The sequence below is a fragment of the Nostoc sp. PCC 7107 genome (assembly GCF_000316625.1).
In the GTDB taxonomy this organism is placed as follows: Bacteria; Cyanobacteriota; Cyanobacteriia; order Cyanobacteriales; family Nostocaceae; genus Nostoc_B.
The window spans coordinates 5,115,885-5,133,530 of the sequence record NC_019676.1 but is presented as its reverse complement, the minus strand read 5'-3'; the positions used below and the strand labels follow the sequence as shown (position 1 = coordinate 5,133,530).

Genomic DNA, 17,646 nt, shown 5'->3' with positions numbered 1-17,646 from the left:
GTCAACTACTCTAGTATAGCATAAATTTTTGGGAATAGAAATTGATTCTTTTACTTTTCTATTCCCAATTAAACATCGAAAATTGCTAAGAAGCACACTATGTGGCTATATTCATTTCAGACTTCCACCTTTTTATACTAAATAACCCCAACACGCGGTAGGCGATGCTTAAACCCGCAAAGAATTTCCCAAGAAATAGTATTTAATTGTTCTGCCCAATCATCAGCAGTGATTTGTTCTTTTCCTTGGTCGCCGAGTAAAGTCACAATTTCCCCTTCTTGAATATCAGGAATATTACTGATATCGATCATCAACTGATCCATTGTAATTGCGCCAATTTGAGGTATTCGCTGACCGCGTAACAATACCTGCATCTTATTAGAAAGGTTGCGCGGTATACCATCAGCGTAGCCGATAGCTACAACCGCAAGGCGCATTTCTCTATCAGCTACAAATTGATGGCCATAGCTAACACCAGTACCAGCGGCGATAGTTTTGACTTGAGTGATGCGTGCTTTTACCTGTAACACAGGTTTTAAGTGAATTTTTTGTTTTAAATGAGATGCAGGAGCAAGACCGTAAACGCCTAAACCCACTCTTACCATGTCGTAGTGCAGTTGGGAATCTGCGAGAGTGGCGGCTGTGTTTGCTAAGTGCAAGCTAGGAATTTTAATGCCGATTTTTTGAATTTGGGCGATCGCACTTTTAAATCTTCTATGCTGTTCTTCCATAATCGCTGGATCAGGACTATCAGCAGTGGCTAAGTGAGAGTAAACACTCTTGATAGTCAAATGCGGTAAGCGTTCTACTAACTGTACAAACTCGGCTGCGTCTTGCCAATTAGTTCCTAACCGAGACATTCCCGTATCTAATTTAATATGTACAGATACGGGGGAGCCGTAGTTAATTGCTTCTAAAATGTTGGAAAAAATTAAAGCTTGTTTGGGACTGCACAATGTTGGCTGGAGATTCCAATGGGCGATCGCATGAATTTGCTCTGGTGTTTGGGTTGCGCCTAAAATCAATATCGGCGCTTGTATTCCTGCTTCCCGTAATTGAATCCCCTCTGGAACAGTGGCGACTCCTAACCAACTCGCTCCCGATTGTAATGCCGTTTGCGCGACTGTGACTGCTCCGTGTCCATAAGCATCAGCTTTGACTACCGCCATCAACTGAGTACGTGGTGATAACAACTGCTTTATTTGCTGTACATTGTGCGACAACGCATCTAAATCAATTTCTACCCAAGCACGCTGGGAAAACCACGCATAAGTGTCGCATTGTTGATGAGATGCAACACTAGTCACTTGATCACGACTTAGCATATTTCTGTTCTCCTATCACACCACCACTAAACTTTCACAATTATGTATTCATTTTTAGATATTCATACTCATTCAAACTACTTCCGTGTTGATTGAAAACTTTTTCTGAAAAGGAATTGAGTATCTCAAAAGACTTTTAACTACAGTTAATAAAAATTTACAAGTATTTCTTTTTACTTCAAATTTAGCGCCAAATCAAGGTATATCTGGCTCTATCTCATTGCAATTGTGCAGTTAGAACTAATTATTGATATCTTTAGTCAAAGATTTATTCTTAAATACAACAGTTATTCAATTATTCCGGAAGTATAATTTATTCTCATCTCCCAAGGAGAAGAGAATCGTGTTAATATATGTAAAACTAATACCTTGAGCTTTAATCAATGGGTAAGGTTTTAGTCTTAAACGCCTCTTACGAACCGCTCAATATTACGAGCTGGCGACGGGCTGCGGTTTTGTTAATCAAAGGCAAGGCAGAACGAGTTGAACACAATGGCAGGTTACTTTACGCGGGTTTTCCGTTGCCAACGGTGATTCGCCTACGCCATTATGTGCGTGTTCCCTATAAAGAGATGCCTCTGACTCGTCGAAACCTTCTGCACCGAGACGGACATACTTGTCAATATTGTGGCTATACAGGGGACGAATTGACCTTAGATCATGTCATACCGCGATCGCGTGGTGGCGGCGATAGCTGGGAAAACATCGTTACGGCTTGCGTCCGGTGCAATGTGAAAAAAGGCAATCGCACACCTCAAGAAGCCCACATGCTCCTACGTCATTTACCTCGTCAACCTTACAGTAGCCTCTATTTTGAGGTTAGTAAGCATCTTAAAAGTGGACTGCATCAAGAGTGGCAAAAATATGTGATAGGTCTTTGACACTAAAAACTCCATCCTAACTCAGGATAGCCACAACAACCGATTATCGGTGTGATGGTTTTGACTGAGTGGGAGCAACTATAGGTTAGGTGCTAACATACTACTACCACTGGTGTTGCATTCTAATAAGGAATTGCAGTTGCTTTTGGCAATAGCCTAACGGTATCTGTTAGAGTAGTGTGTTGGCATCTGCCTAAATAATTCAACAGTTTCTTATTATATATCTATAAACTTAAAAAATCTAGACTTGCTCAAAAAATTCTCTCTAACTCAGAGAATGGTCTAGCGAGGATAAAAATTAAAGTTTGACCATAAACCCGAAACATTGATTTTCTGTCGCTATATGTAATTGGGTAGAAGTTGAGAAAATTTTGCCTAGTTATCTTGACAAAAAATACACCAAGATACGTATCCCCAGGTTTCTATATTTTTGCGAAGATCAAGATGTGTGGCTAAATCAGTAAAACCCTGGTTGTAACTTTCTCAATTAATAAGGCCTCACACTTAACAAAGATGTTTTCTATGCAACTAAATTCTTCCTTGAAGCAGTCAGAGAGTTTTTCATTGACCACAGAGCCGAGTCCAGACGATGCTGAGGTAGACCAAGAAGTCGTTGAACTACCACTGAATCGGCCATCCTTGCCAGCCTCTACAAGCGATGGGTTGAGTGTTTATCTCGGTCAACGTAACAATTCCTTAACTTTTCAAAAAGCCGAGGAACTGCAAAAGACCTTATTAGCTCATAGACATGAGCGCCAGCTAATCATTTTGCAAGATTTTCCTGACCCTGATGCGCTCTCCTGTGCTTGGGCTTACCAGCTAATTGCTCAACAATACGACATTAAATGTGAAATTGTTTATGCTGGGACTTTGAGCCATCAAGAGAATATCGCCTTAGTCAAGCTGACAAATTTACCAGCCCAGCGTTGGACACCACAAAATGTCAAATCCAAAGATTTGTCTTGTTATCAAGGCTTTGTATTAATTGACAATCAAGGAACCACCAGTCAGTTATTAAATCCAGTACAACAGGCCGGAATGCCCTTAGTAGCAGTGATTGATCATCACAGCTTACAGACAGAACTCAAATCAGAGTATGTCGATGTCCGCCCGTACGTACGAGCAACGGCAACAATTTTTACTCAATATCTGCAATCTGGGTTATTAGCTTTAGACAGCAGCATTAGCCAACACGTTAAATGTGCCACAGCCTTGATGCACGGTTTGCGATCGGATACAAATCGACTAATGCAAGCCCAAGAAGAAGATTTTATGGCGGCTGCGTATCTGAGTCGATTTTATGATGCTCAATTATTAAACGCCATTCTCCAGGCAAACCGTTCCAAACGGGTAATGGATGTGATTGAGCGATCGCTAAAAAATCGTATAGTACAGAATAACTTTTCCATCGCTGGTGTTGGTTATCTGCGCTACGACGACCGCGATGCTATTCCCCAAGCAGCTGATTTCCTCGTCACCGAAGAAAACGTCCACACCGCCGTAGTGTACGGCATTGTTCACGACGAAGACGACGAACTCGAAGTAGTTATCGGTTCTCTAAGAACCACCAAACTCACCCTCGACCCCGATGAATTCATCAAAGAAGCCTTTGGTCAAGACAGCACCGGACGCTTTTTTGGTGGTGGTAGAACCAGTGCTGGCGGGTTTGAAATCCCAATGGGTTTCCTCTCTGGCAGTAACGAAAATTCCCCCTACGCGAAGATGAAATGGGAAGTTTTTGACGCTCAAATTAAGCAGAAATTACTGAGGTTAGTTAATCCAAAAGATAACCCGATTCAGTCAGAGTAAATCTGGCGATTGAAGGCAAAGGATAAAGAGTACAAGTTTAACTGAATTTAAATTGGCAGCCAGAAATTTCTTTCTTGGCTGTTTATTTACTTTCAGTATTTAAATTTTGGAAATATGGCGGATTGCTTACCTGATGCTATGAATTTGATTTACTGCACTGATTATCAAATATGATGCTTTTTCTATTTCTTCTCTAGTAGTAAATTTTCCTATACCAATTCTTAAAGCTCCCTCAACTATATTCTCTGAAAGATTCATTGCTTGTAAAACGTGAGATGGTGCAACAACACCTGATGAACAAGCTGCACCACTAGAAATAGCTAAGTGATGACGAACTCTAGCAATGATGGCGCTATTGGGAATACCAGTAATAGAAATATGTAAGTTACCTGATAAACGGTTATTTAAGTCTCCGTTCACAACTAAGTCAGGAATTGCAATTTGGAGTTGGTTTTGTAGCTGATCTCGTAAAAGTGCGATCGCCTTTTCATCCCTTTCCATCTCCAACCCCCTTAATCTGCAAGCTTCCCCCAAGCCAGCGATTCCGGGGACGTTGAGCGTACCTGATCTGAGTCCCTGTTCATGTCCACCACCGTAAATCATCGGTGGAAGATGATAATTTCTTTTGACTACCAACGCACCAACGCCTTTCGGTGCATAGAGTTTATGTCCAGAAATTGCGAGATAGGTAATCCCCCAGTCTTGGAAATTGAGGGGAATTTTCCCGACGGCTTGGGATGCGTCGCATAAAAAAGGGATATTGTAAGAAGAGGCGATCGCGCCGATTTTTTCTATGGGGTAAATTGTCCCTACTTCATTATTAGCCGCCATCACGCAGAGTAAAGCCGCACCATCAGCACAGACTTTTTCCAGATGTTCTAAATCAATCTGCGCTTGTTGATTGACTTTCAACCAAATAATTTCCGCCAGTCCTTTTTTAACTAAGGCTTTGCAGGTATCTAAAACAGCTTTGTGTTCCACTGGAGAAATAATGATTTTGGCGGGGGTATTTTGTTGAGAAATGTTTCCTTGAATTGCTAAGTTAATGCTTTCTGTTGCACCAGATGTAAAAATAATTTCTTTGGGGGAAGCGTTGATTAATTCTGCTATTTGTTGACGTGCTTGTTTAACTGCTTTTGCTGCTTCGTCTCCATAACCATGATCTACACTATTAGCATTACCAAAGGCGGTAGTCATATAATACATGACTTTCTCGGCTACTCTAGGGTCAACGGGAGTAGTTGAGTGGTAATCGAGGTAGATTATTTTAGTCATTTTTTTAACGCAGAGTAACGCGAAGGAAACGCAAAGGAACGCCGAGAATTATTATGGAAACTCTCTATGCGTCTGAAGCGTGAAATTTAATCACTTTTACTGAAGAGTTAAATATTCTAAAATTAATAGTCTTAAATAATCTAACATTCTTAGGTATGATTTAATATTTCCGTATTCATGAGAGTTCTGCAAATACAATTGGGAAATACTCGGAATATCAAACACTCGTTTTTGTTTTAATTGTTCAATTGCTTGTTGTGGATTTTCTATATATCCTCTAGCTTTAATTTGGCTGGCATAGCCGCGAATGTCTGTAGTTAATAGCTCAATTTCTTCTAATAATGTAAATTCCGTTTCTGAGACAGGTAGTTGATGAGAGATCGCCTGTATTTCTGACTTACTATTTTGGTAGTCAATCGTTAACTGAGCTAACAGTTGAATGATATAATTTTTTGTTAGTTCAGGATTTTGATTAATCATACCAACTCTCAGCGAAGATATACTTAATCAACCCTTTGCGTCTTTGCGCCTCTGCGTGAGATTTAATCTTACTCATTCTCTAAAAACCTCCTAGCAACCCTCCCCCAATCAATGCGGGTATCTTGAGCATTTTCTTTAAATTTACCATCTGGCTGTTCATCCTCATATCTAGCCCATGCCATGAGGAGTAATTTTAAACCATCTAAAGAGTTAATTAACCGGGAACGTAAAGTATCTATATCGGCTTTATCTACATCTTCTTCTAAGATTTCTACTAAGTTTTGATAAGCAGGATGACTGGTATTTAAAGTAACAATAATTGCTCCGCCTCTGGGTTTAACAGAGAAAAAAGCAGGAGTATCAAGAGGTGCTTCGACAAAGGTATACTTTAAGCCATCATCTACTGTTGTCGCTGCTAATAATTCGGCTTTAGTTTCTGTAACTCCTTCTTCTTTGAGAGTTTCTTTTATAACTTGTTTGCGTTCTTCTTTGGATAATTTTTCCTCTGCATCACTTTTACCTTTGTAACCCTGTGATTGACGTTCTTGAGTTACGGTAGTTGCTACTTTTTCTGGTTTATAAGGGTCATGGCGTTTTTCAGTGGTGCTACGAGTGCCTTTAGTTTGTGCTTTGATTAAACCACGGATAATACTCAACTGGTTGTTTATTTTATCAACAATATCTAAGAGAGGTCTTTTCGGGTCTTCATCTTCTTTTAGTTCGTCCTTTAACTGTGTGAATGTCTTACCGTCTTCTGATAAAGATTGACTATCTATTCGTAAAAGTTCACTTAAATTACGAGCAGATTGTTTATTATTAGTGACTCCAAAAATATCATCAAGGGAAGGAGGAAATTCTACTTCTACACCCCACCAGCGTTCTGTCGGATCATAACCATTGACTACTCCCGTATCTAGTTCTAGTTCTCTACCTGCACGAACAATAGAAACTCCTATATTTTTCTTAGCGTGCTGTCCATGAGGTGTACTTCCTGCATTATTCACTCCTTCTATTAAACGCGCTTCTTCTTTAGCATAAGAAAAGCGCACTTTAACTTCATGTTCTTGTTCATTAAAGTTAATAGTAAAAGTAGCTTCATAAGATGTATCACCCTGCCAAGGTTGGAACATTGCCTGATTATCAAATGGTGCAGGACAAGAGGTTTTTTCTATTAGATAACCTGGGTCATTGGGTAGAGCGTATTTTTCTACAATTAGGCTATATATAGCATCTAAATCAAACGCCACCATACGAATTTTGACTGCACCGCTATTGATAAATTGGCGATACATTCTACCAATCACAAATTCTGAATTATCAATAATTCCTTTGCCAGTTTGCCACATACAACGGTCGATTTTTGACCATACTACTAATGTGCCACTATCGCCAAATTTTTGACCGATGTTTCGCCAAATCATCGGAATTGGTTGCATTGTGGGTTCTGGTACTTCCGTCAACCGTTGATTTTTAATTTCATCTAAGTCGAGGTAACTATGCAGTGCATTTTCAATGCCATTTTGCCATGACCAGACATCAACTCTTTGACATTGGGAAATGGAGGAAGACGGTAAACCCATCCCAAAACGTCCAATTCCGGTATGTTTATCTTGATCTAAATATGTACCATTACCAAATTGCAGGGCGAGACGTAAAACATTCGCATCCATCCCACAACCATTATCTAACACGGCGATTTGTTCAATGCGCGATCGCCTTTTCCCTTCCACCGATTGTTTCCGTTCGCCACACAGCAGTTCTACTTGCGATGCACCAGCTTGAATGGCATTATCCATTAATTCGGCTAAGGCGTAGGCGGCGTTTTTATAACCGTTGTCGCGCATGGCTTGGACGGCTAAGTGAGTGGGAACAATATCATGGGCGTTATTCATGGGTTTTCCTCCAAACGTCTTCCCAATTGTGGAAGGCTGATGCAACTGAACCAAAACCAGGAAGTTGGCTATCGACAACGGTGACAATTTCGGCCGTAGCATTACCCCCAGCTTTGATTCCTCTGATGGCGCGTCCTACCATTTGGCTGTAGAGAACAAGGGATTTGGTAGGACGGGCGATAACAGCAGCACTGGTTTTAGGTGCGTCGAAACCAGTGGTTAATACGCCGTAGTTACATAAAATCTTGGTTTGGGTTTGTTGGTCTTTAAAGCTGTGAATCAGCCGTTCTCGTTCGGATTTGGGGGTTTCCCCTGTGACAGCATCAGCATGGAAGCCGCGTAAACGCAAGATGGAAGCGATGAGTTTGGCGTGTTCCACGGAGGTATTAAAAACAATAATGCGTTGATGATGTGGGGCGAGGGCTTCTAGTTCTAGGATGATGCGGAGGTTGCGTTGTTCGTCTGCGGCTAACCGATTGAGGATATAGGGGGGAATATCTAAGTCTGTATGAATGCGCTTGAGGTCTTGAGGTGTGAGTTCAATGCCGGTTTCGTAAAATAAAGAGCGATAGTTAACTTGTGCTAGGTATTGTTGAGCTACGAGATAATCAATGGGGTTGTCATAACCCTCGATTTCTAAGGTAACTTTTTGGTGGGCGAAGAATTTAGCTAGTTGTGCATCGGTGTTAATATCAGCCCAAGTGCGTCCAGGTGTGGCGGTTAGTCCTAGTAAGGCGGTTTTTTCGTAGGGGACGACGAGGGAATCTAAGACGAGTTTATAGGTTTCGGCTACTGCTTGATGGGCTTCGTCGATAATTACTAATGAAGAACGCACACCCAGTTGATTAATAAAGCGGATACTCTTTTTAGCGGCGTTGTAGACTTTCGCTAATCCTGCTACTACTAAGCCATCTTGCGCTTGTGCTAAGTCTATCTCATGGTTGCCCCAAAAGCGGTAAGTTGAAAGGGTGCGATTCCCTAAACTGTCCCAGGCTTTTTGAAATTCAGTAACTGCTTGTTCGCAAAGTTCTTCACTATAGGCTAACCAGATTACTAATGTGGGTTCATTGTTTCTGAGATGGTCTGCAATAATATTCATTGCAGTACGGGTTTTACCTGCACCAGTGGGAAGATGAAGAAGCACACGGCGAGGTTCTTGACTCAGATAGTTTTTTACTTTCTTGGCTGCTTTTCGTTGGTGTGCAAATAAAGGATACTTTGGAGTATTTTCAATTATTGTAGGAGTTTCAATTGTACTTTCGTTTCTTGGTTTAAGTGGTATTTCAAAAAAGTTAAACAAATATTTTTTACTTTCTAAATTTCCACTGATTTTAAGTTTTTTTAATGCTTGATAAGGGTCTTTATTTTCAGGTGCTTCTAGTACAACCGCGATAATTTTCGCTTGTTCTGGCGTAATTAAATCAAAAATTAAATCTCGTTTTTCTTTTGATAATAGTAATTCTTCTGGGGTATGAAGGGTTAACAGAATTTCTCTGAGTTTACTAGGGTGAACTAAATTAGGTTCTAGGAGTTTGAGCAGATGAAAAGTTGCACTACCTAATAATTGCTGTAGTATTTCTTCATCTGCTTTTGATAGTAAATCGTTGAAGTTCAAATTTCACCTCTATTTATTCCATGTCAGATTCATCAATTTCTGATGCAGGAATAACTGAACAAGCTATTTTCATTTTTTGTTGATCTAATGATTTTCCGTTAACATTTTTAAGAAAAATATTGTATTCTGTAAAAGCTTTGTCAAAAATTATATTTTTTTCGTTTTCGCTAAGGTTTCCTTCAAGTTTTGAATTTTCTTTACAATAATCAGTTGTATATAAGTTGTAAAGTGCAGGAAATATTTGCTCTCTACATTTTTCTATCTCTTCATTAAGAGTATTGGCTAAAAATTCATTAGTTGGATGCCAAATTTCTAAAATTAGATACTTGTATTTTGTCCACTGATCTGGCTGCATCTCTCCACGATATACAACGTTGCGAAAAGTATGATTAGTTTGTGTTATTTTCCAATCTGAAATATTGCCAATAATTTCACCTTTAAATAGGCTAACTAATTTTTTAAGCTGGCTGGAACTATTAGGAATAAAAAAATTGTTTAACTGTTGAATATATTCTCCAAGGCACTGTTTAATATCTATATATTCTTCTCCTAACTTAATAGTTATCTTTTCTATTTCGCCCCAAAAGCCACAAATTAATCCACTTTGAAAAGCTACTGTTGTGAGAACATTGTCGTAGAGTTCATTAAACCATTGTATGACTCCATAACTTATTTTTCCTTCAGAATCTCTGATGGCTGATTTATCTGATATTGATTTAATACATAGGTTTGCTCGTTCATATCGGAAATCTTCTATAGCATCGTTAAGTCGTTTTGCTGTTGCATCAAGCCTTTGAGTAATAGCTTGAATTTCTGGAATATTACTCAATTCTCCTTCTTGAATTTTATTTTTTAAATTTTCTCTGTGAGCATCAAAAACTCGACTAATACCTTGTCCTTCAAATAAAATAGGTTTTAATTGACGGTCTTGGTAACTTTCAATTTTTTGTTCAAGGTCTAAAACCGCTTTATTATGATTTTCATAAAGGAGGAAACCTTCAAATATAGATAATATGAAATTACCGTACTTTTCATCAAATTGTTCACGTAATTTTTCTGCTACGGAAATTGTGAAATTATCACGTTTCGTTGAATTAGCTATTTCAGATCCAAGCAAATTAGCACCGTTCAGACGATATTTCTGCATACAAAGATTTAAATCCTTTCGTTTTGCAAAATTACCCGATCTGGGTTTTGCTCCCTTAACCTCACCACCATTATTTAAAAGCAAGTGTTCTATAATATAGTAGAGATGACTAACACCTGTAATAGCAATAGGACTTTCGATTTTTAACTTATCTTTATCTGACTGATCAAGTTCAATATTTGAGATACGTAAAGAAGAAGAAGAACGTTGATCTTTCTGCTTAACTGTAGATAAATAAGAACGAAGAAAACAAGCAATTATATCATTGTCATCAAGTAAAATATTTCTTGTTCTTGATACTTTTCTGGCTTCTCTATTTAATGTGAGAAATACTGTTCTGGCAGCCTTTCTTAAATCAAATTTGCCAGAATACTGCTCATCTAATGAAGGAAATGTACATAATATAATCGGTAAATTTATTTCTTTTAAGTTAAATTTTTGAATATACTTAGGTGTCCATTCTGAATAGTATTCTTTAAAGGGCGCACGTTTTTCATCTGACCATTGATCCTTGAGATTTCTATATAACGCAAGTAAAGCCATTGCTCTATGTTGTCCATCGACTATGACTAACCGCGTCTTATGAGTATTTAATTTAAAACGTACTAAGTCATGTTTAAGTTTTTGCCCTTCGGAAATAGGTTGTTCAAATTGAAAAACTTCTTGACCTATAGAACCTGAACGTAATATAAACTGTCCTGCTTCTTCTGTTTCAGGTTTTTCATCAGTAGTTACTTTCGGATACAGCTTTGCTGGTCTATTTTCTCCTTCTTGGATAGGAAGGACAACAACAACAATAGGAGGAAATAATTTTACTAAATCGACTGATTTTTCATCAAGTAAATAGGGAATAAGTTCAGAAGAAACTCTGGCATCATCAATATCTCTTTGCATGATTTCATCAAAATCAAGCTGATTTATATCAAAAATTTCTCTTACAGGAGCAAGATGACTAAGCAAAGCTTCATTTGCGCTACTAGAAAAATCAAGTCCAACATGAGTCAGAAAATACGTAACTTCAATAGAGTTTTGACCTTCTCTACCTGTTCCTACCCTAAACGATCCTATTGAGCCTTCAATGGTCAAATTTAATGCAGATTCTCTACGAATTTTTAGTGACATTTTTTTTAATTTCTTCCTAGTAATGGATAATGAATTCTATTGAGAATATTTTCAAGGTCTATATATCTTTTTCCATTATCTTTGATAATATTAATTACAACAAACAATTGGGCAGGCAAAATATTTCTGCGACATACTTCCATTGCAAAGCTTTGGTCTATATTTTCTTTGTCTTTAATTTTTGTATTTTCTTTGAATATTTCTTCTCGGTATTTTTCTATCAATCTTTTATGCTGATTTAATCTTTTACCTAGTTTATCAGACATTCCTATATATATAGGACTAGCAAAATTAGGTGCAGATGACTGAACAACATTTTTCACCGTTTTCAGTCTTTCTGGTTCTTCAAGAATTCTTGAGACTAAAGAGTCTGAAATAATGGGCTTATGCTCAAGATAACCTTTATAAGTTGGTTTTAAAGAACCTTCGAGAAATGCTTGATATGGTTCTTCTTGAAAATATTGAAAAATATTTTTTTCAAGAAAATTTTCAATTATCTTTGCAGCATATTCTCGCTCATTATTTTGCTTAAATTTGTTAATTTTTTCTATAGCAAGTTCTAAATCATAATCTGTAATTTCAGGTGAATAGTACCAAGCATAAATCCCTGGTTCTTGTGGTATGCCAGATATTTCAGTCCAACGATAAATAGTCATCACACTTTTAATCAATCATTCACAAATGGCAAGCTAAACAAGGTAACTCATCGTCTTCTTGATCTAAAATGTCTTCTAATGCTTCAAATAAAGGACGATTAGGAGCAGCCTTTTTCTCTTTAGCCATTAACTTTTCATGTTGAGCAATAATTTCATCTTTGCGTGCTAGAAGCTGCAATAAACTTTCCCCATCAGTCCAAGTATAGGTACGACCATCAGCATGATTAGATTCATACTCAACAGCCTTTTGAAATAAATCAGGATGTTCCTGCGCCAACATTACCCATTCATACTTGCGTTGGAAGAAACAGAAGAAACACCCAGAACGACTGCGCCAGCGATAATAGTCAGGGAGTCCAATTCCACTTTCTTCTAAAAGCCGAATAATATCAGCCCTAACTAAACCCTTTTCCTTAAAAGGAAACACAGGTTTAATATTAGGTTTAGTGGAGATATAACCATCACGGTTTTCATCAGCACGGATACCAACATAACTAATAGCCTCATCATCCCCCACAAAATCCTCCAACGGCTTAATTTTCATCTTCACCGTACACCACCGCATTTGGGGAGAAGGTAACAAACCATCATGAATTGCTAACCAATGGTCAAAACCGCGCTTATCACTGAGATAATGAATTTTAATCCCCAGACGGGCTTTAATGCGGTCAAGATAATCGTAAGTTTCCGGTAATTCCTTATGGGTATCACAAAAAAAATATTCCATCTCTGGAATTTCCTTATGCAGTAACACCGCTAAAGCCGTGCTATCCTTACCCCCAGAAAGCCCCAAAATATGCCTAACTTTTTTCTCTGCCATGCTGACTTTTTCGTGCTGTTTGACCAGTATATTAGTATTACTAATATCTTAGCAATTATGCAGATATAGTCTGTAGCATTTTTTCGTTAATTTTAACAAATCATAGTATATTTACTGCTTTAATCACGTTTTTATAACCTAACAAGTTGTGCTTTTATACATCAACCCGATTCAGTCTAAGCTAAAAATCTGAAATTGGCTAGAACGAAACATTATTTAATCTTTTAACTTACGCTTCATTTCTAAATATTGCTGGAATTTAGGATCAGATATGCACTGATCAATAAACTTCTCCAGTTCATCCTTCATTGTACTGTCAATTTATTGACAGTATTCCTTAGAGGATGTTTTAAAAGTCTTCTTGTTGGTAGCAAAACATTTTAGATCCCCCTAAATCCCCCTTAAAAAGGGGGACTTTGAAGTATTTCCCCCCTTTTTAAGGGGGGTTAGGGGGGATCAAGAAGTGCTAATAATCACAACCGACCACTTTTCAAACAACCTCTTAAACACATCTTTCTTTCCCTGTGGGAGATAGAAACCAAGATACTCTTGTCCCTGACGCTTCTCTGTCAAAAATAACTCTTGCGTATCGTCAAGATTCATCATAAATCGTTAAGTTTCAACAGAGAACAAGCCAAACAAGAGGGGAGGTAAGACTTAATCCTGCGTTTACTAAATCGCCGTATTGGGGTAATTGATGAATCATTAATTGAGCGAATTAAAAGATTATCAATTGAACAATTAGAAAATTTAGGAGAAGCGTTACTAGATTTTTCTAAGCTTCAAGAGTAGAAAGGGTTTCTAGTAGAGATATTTTTCTAATAGGAGAAATGATAGCGAAGGGAACACCATTTTGAATTATAGTGAGGGGTTAACCTGTTTTTTGGGCTTGGTTAATTAGGTTTTGGACATTTTCAGGAAGTTCTGCAAGAGTAATTTGTTCCATAATGGTTTTTGAAATTTAAGAACGCGATCGCACCAACTCTGATAATTTAAATAAAACACAGGCTCATTAGGTTCTCTTTTGTGATCATAATGCTTGTTTTAACCGAAGTTTTTCCCCTTGATACTTTCATCAGTGCGCTTTTCGCCAATCTGCGTCACCGTCTCTGGTAAATCAGAACTTAAAATCCTTTCACTTAACTTGGCCAAAATAGCTTGTCGTAACTGCTGATCATCAGGTAATTTCGCTAAAATGTCGTCAACCAACTTCTCAACCTGCGATGCTCTCCCATGATCTACCCATACCATGCGGTTGATTTCTTGACCATCGGGACGAGTCATGGTGATGCGTCGGGCTTCAAAACCTTCCCCTTTGGCGGCGACTTCTTTTTGTAAGGCTTCGAGATTTATAAACCGTCGCACTAAATCTGCTAACTTCATTTCAAAGGCAGTTGCATCATCATCAGTCCATGATTCCGCAGGTTTATCTGCGACAATCATCACCAAAGCTTCTAACCATTGAGCATCAGTTTTAGTCTCATCCGATGCAGCCCGAATAAAGCGTTTGAGTAAAGGTTCAATACATTTTCCCGCTAAATAATTCGCCCTAACTCGCAAATCTTCCCGCAATTTTGTTTCTGGACTTCTCACCCCAAAAGCTTCATAAATCAATTTTTGACAATCACTCAATAATTGATCATAAGCTGTATGAATATCTCTCAAAGCATGAACTAACTTAGTTCGTAAAGTTCTCGCTGTCACCCCATCATCTCCAGCTTCCGTTCCAATTGCAGGTAAATTACAAGCTGCGGGTAAAGCTTTAAATAATAATTCGTCGGGTTCGACAGTGGTTTGTAATGCTTTTAAAATTGCGCTTGGTTCTGCTACAAGTCTTTGAGTTTGTTTCGTATATTTAGGCAGTTTCTTAACAAATTGATAAAGCGGAGTCACCACTGTTAACAACGTAGCGTTACGCACCTTACCTAAATTTTTAAACTGCGGATTGCGTAAAATTGCCTCTAATTCTTTGAATACTTCCGCCCTTAATCCGACAACTGCAAAATACTTCACAGCAAACCGTTCAGGATATTTGACTAATAATTCAAAATGTTCTGTTCCCAACACGGGAATAAATGTCCCGTCTTGATACAGTCCCAAATCATCAGCGTGATATAAAAGCACAGCCGCTAAAATCACGGGAATAGAACCCTGTTTTACACCAAATGGAGGCGCGGCTAAATGTTGATAGAGTAAATTAAAGGTTTGGCTGGTTTCTGTGGCTGCTAAACAAAAATTTTCAACGGCTTCCCACAGAGAGTTTAACCCGGAATTGTCTAATGGTGGGTAAAAATCCCAGTCTCCATCTTCTTGACGGTGTATCCCTGTTTCCTCTAACAGAGAATAATACATACTCACTTCCGGGCCATATCCTTCTAAGCTTAATCTTTCCTCATGCTGATGTTCTAACATCGCTTGAATCAATTCCCGTCTAGCCTTCGCCCCTTGGGAGGTTAAATCACGGCGGTTAATTAATTCATTCCACAAAATGGGACTGTGATGATAAGTGCGATCGCAAATCTCAGACAGCTTACTATTAAAGTCAGTAATGTTGTTGAGTGTTTCGACTTGTCCCTGAATCCAACAACGCTGATTCACCCCAATACTAAAGGAGTGATTGAGGGTTTCGTTTAAAAATTCTTCAGCTTCTTGTAGGCGATAATTTACTTCTTTTCTTGCAACCCCATCAGTTTGTAACTCTTTAGCAGTTTTTTTGATATTACTTAAAGCTACAAATTCCAGGGTACGAATTCGCAATATATCTAAGTTAGCTGCACTCAAAATCACTAACGGCTTACCATCGCTAGTTGTTTCAGGAACAACACTCGGAACCTCATCATCTACCCAATATCCGACAAAACCATCTGCATCGACACTACTACAACTTAACTGATGCAAATCTTGAGAATTATCTAAATAATGGCGTTCAAAATAACGCAAAGTCCCCGTTTTATAACTGTGACGTTGAGCGACTAAAGGCTTGAGAGGACAGTGTATAGATAATAGTTTAACTAAAGGCGATCGCTCTTGTTCTATATATGTACTTAACTCACTGTCAACATTAAAATCAGAACCTTGCCAAATCCGCAATTCATCTAGTTGACGACGATGAGTAATCAGGTTTTGCTTTAGCAATTTATCAATAATTTCTTGCCAATAATTAATTTCTTCTGGTGACGGGCGATCGCACATTGCCAAAGATACTAAATTTCTAGTCGCCCGCAGTGAACCTGTCACCGTAATCAAGTTCAAAATCCCGATAGTTTTGAGTACTCTAAGACTATCTTCTTCTAATCGTTTAGCATCATTAATTAAATCTTGAACTTCCACCCATCGTTGCAAATTAGGACGAGAAGCTAAACCCATTCCCACAGATTCAATAAAATAGTCGTAAATTTGGTATAGTTTAAGACAAGGTAATTTATGATTTTTAACCGTTGCCTCTTCTAAAAAATTACGAAACGATAAAGGTTCATGACTCGTTAAAAATGTAAATAAAGAACGGTCATTTTGAGCATATTTTTGGCAAAGGTTTGGTAACACAAAAGCTGATAAAGGATGTAGCGGATAAACTTTTGTGATAACTTCCTGAGTTACTTCTTCATCTACTATTATGGGTGCTAAATACTTACTCCAATCCTCAGAGTAAGCATTAGTAGCACCTTTGATATTGTCTGCTGCTGACGAGTCAATTGCTGCACCAATCAAACTCATCATTTGTCCAGCCGACTCAGTAAAAGCAATATCCTCAAATCGCCCTTGAATCTTTGCCCATTCGTTGCGTTGAACAGTTGCTAATCGTTGACCATATTCTGCGAAAGCTTGATGTAAAATCCCTAAAATATAAATCGGATGTTTACTATCTTTGGGTAGTTCGGCTAATTGTTGTAAGAGATATAAATCTTCATTTCCTTGAGCATGACTAGCATACTCTAAATTCTTTCCTAGTTCATCAATAACCAGGAATATTCCTGTTTGAGACTCCTTAGCTAATTCCAAAACTAAATTAGGAATTTCTCTACTATCAACCTTTCCGCCATCATTAATTTCTGCTTCTAAATCAACTAACTGACGCACAACGTTAATTTTGTTTCTTTGGCAAGGAGTCCAAAAATTATCAACACCAGTTAATAAGCCCCTAATAATAGTATGGCTAATTGGCTCTCTTTGCCCCGTAGCCACAGCCCTAATTAATCCTTTCGGAGTAATTTTGTCTTGAATTAATTGATAAATATCACTATCTTTATCTAATTTATCTTCAGCTATCGATGAAGCCTTCATGTGCATTTTGTTTGTAGAACCAGCACATAAGGAAATTAAATAATTAGCGAAAGCCGATTTTCCAGTACCATAAACACTAGTTAAAGTCCAAGCTCTTTCGCCTTCATCTGAATTAAAATTATTTAGAATACGTTTTAAAGAATCAATTGCTCTTTTCGTAAGCACATAACCCTCTAAAGCTTCCACACTATCCAAATCTCTTTCTAAGTTAATAGAACGAGAATAGCGACGTTGAAGACTGAAATAATGCGATAGCTTCTTGTTAGTCATAATCTTACTCATCTTTAATAATAATTAAATAGTAGTTATCAACCATATCAGGAGATACAGCAATCATAAATTC

The 17,646-nt window shown here is 38.1% G+C and carries 11 protein-coding genes and 1 pseudogene; 3 read left to right on the top strand and 9 right to left on the bottom strand.

Annotated elements, in window-relative coordinates; translation table 11 throughout:
• Positions 1–137: 137 nt before the first annotated feature.
• Positions 138–1,325, bottom strand: coding sequence for an alanine racemase (alr, locus tag NOS7107_RS21890; RefSeq protein ID WP_015115128.1), 1,188 nt, complete (start codon positions 1,323–1,325; stop codon positions 138–140).
• 383 nt (positions 1,326–1,708) lie between these two features.
• Between alr and NOS7107_RS21885 the strand changes: the two genes are divergently transcribed.
• Positions 1,709–2,206, top strand: a complete 498-nt coding sequence (locus NOS7107_RS21885) for an HNH endonuclease (RefSeq protein WP_015115127.1) — start codon at positions 1,709–1,711, stop codon at positions 2,204–2,206.
• A 522-nt stretch (positions 2,207–2,728) separates the two neighbouring features.
• Positions 2,729–4,015: a bifunctional oligoribonuclease/PAP phosphatase NrnA gene (locus NOS7107_RS21880; RefSeq protein ID WP_015115126.1), complete on the top strand. Its 1,287-nt coding sequence runs from the start codon at positions 2,729–2,731 to the stop codon at positions 4,013–4,015.
• A 126-nt stretch (positions 4,016–4,141) separates the two neighbouring features.
• Here NOS7107_RS21880 and NOS7107_RS21875 read toward each other — a convergent pair whose 3' ends face one another.
• From NOS7107_RS21875 to NOS7107_RS21845, 7 genes are all read right to left on the bottom strand, one after another.
• Positions 4,142–5,290 (bottom strand): cysteine desulfurase family protein, encoded by a 1,149-nt coding sequence (locus tag NOS7107_RS21875; RefSeq protein WP_015115125.1) that lies wholly within the window; start codon positions 5,288–5,290, stop codon positions 4,142–4,144.
• 96 nt (positions 5,291–5,386) lie between these two features.
• Positions 5,387–5,770, bottom strand: coding sequence for a hypothetical protein (locus tag NOS7107_RS21870; RefSeq protein WP_015115124.1), 384 nt, complete (start codon positions 5,768–5,770; stop codon positions 5,387–5,389).
• Positions 5,771–5,838: 68 nt separating this feature from the next.
• Positions 5,839–7,662, bottom strand: a complete 1,824-nt coding sequence (locus NOS7107_RS21865) for an ATP-binding protein (RefSeq protein WP_015115123.1) — start codon at positions 7,660–7,662, stop codon at positions 5,839–5,841.
• Positions 7,655–9,277 carry a DEAD/DEAH box helicase gene (locus tag NOS7107_RS21860; protein ID WP_015115122.1) on the bottom strand — a complete coding sequence of 541 codons (1,623 nt, stop codon included), beginning with the start codon at positions 9,275–9,277 and terminating at the stop codon, positions 7,655–7,657. Before NOS7107_RS21860 ends, NOS7107_RS21865 begins: the two co-directional genes overlap by 8 nt.
• Positions 9,278–9,290: 13 nt before the next feature.
• Positions 9,291–11,546, bottom strand: a complete 2,256-nt coding sequence (locus NOS7107_RS21855) for a DNA sulfur modification protein DndB (protein WP_015115121.1) — start codon at positions 11,544–11,546, stop codon at positions 9,291–9,293.
• 5 nt (positions 11,547–11,551) lie between these two features.
• Positions 11,552–12,202 (bottom strand): hypothetical protein, encoded by a 651-nt coding sequence (locus NOS7107_RS21850; RefSeq protein WP_015115120.1) that lies wholly within the window; start codon positions 12,200–12,202, stop codon positions 11,552–11,554.
• 19 nt (positions 12,203–12,221) lie between these two features.
• Complete coding sequence (locus NOS7107_RS21845) at positions 12,222–13,022, bottom strand: phosphoadenosine phosphosulfate reductase family protein (protein ID WP_015115119.1); 801 nt, start codon at positions 13,020–13,022, stop codon at positions 12,222–12,224.
• Positions 13,023–13,646: 624 nt separating this feature from the next.
• Between NOS7107_RS21845 and NOS7107_RS28080 the strand changes: the two are divergent.
• Positions 13,647–13,814: pseudogene (locus NOS7107_RS28080) on the top strand (DUF4351 domain-containing protein); the annotation flags it as partial.
• Between the two features lie 252 nt (positions 13,815–14,066).
• Here NOS7107_RS28080 and NOS7107_RS21840 read toward each other — a convergent pair.
• Complete coding sequence (locus tag NOS7107_RS21840; protein WP_015115118.1) at positions 14,067–17,573, bottom strand: hypothetical protein; 3,507 nt, start codon at positions 17,571–17,573, stop codon at positions 14,067–14,069.
• Between the last annotated feature and the right edge of the window lie 73 nt (positions 17,574–17,646).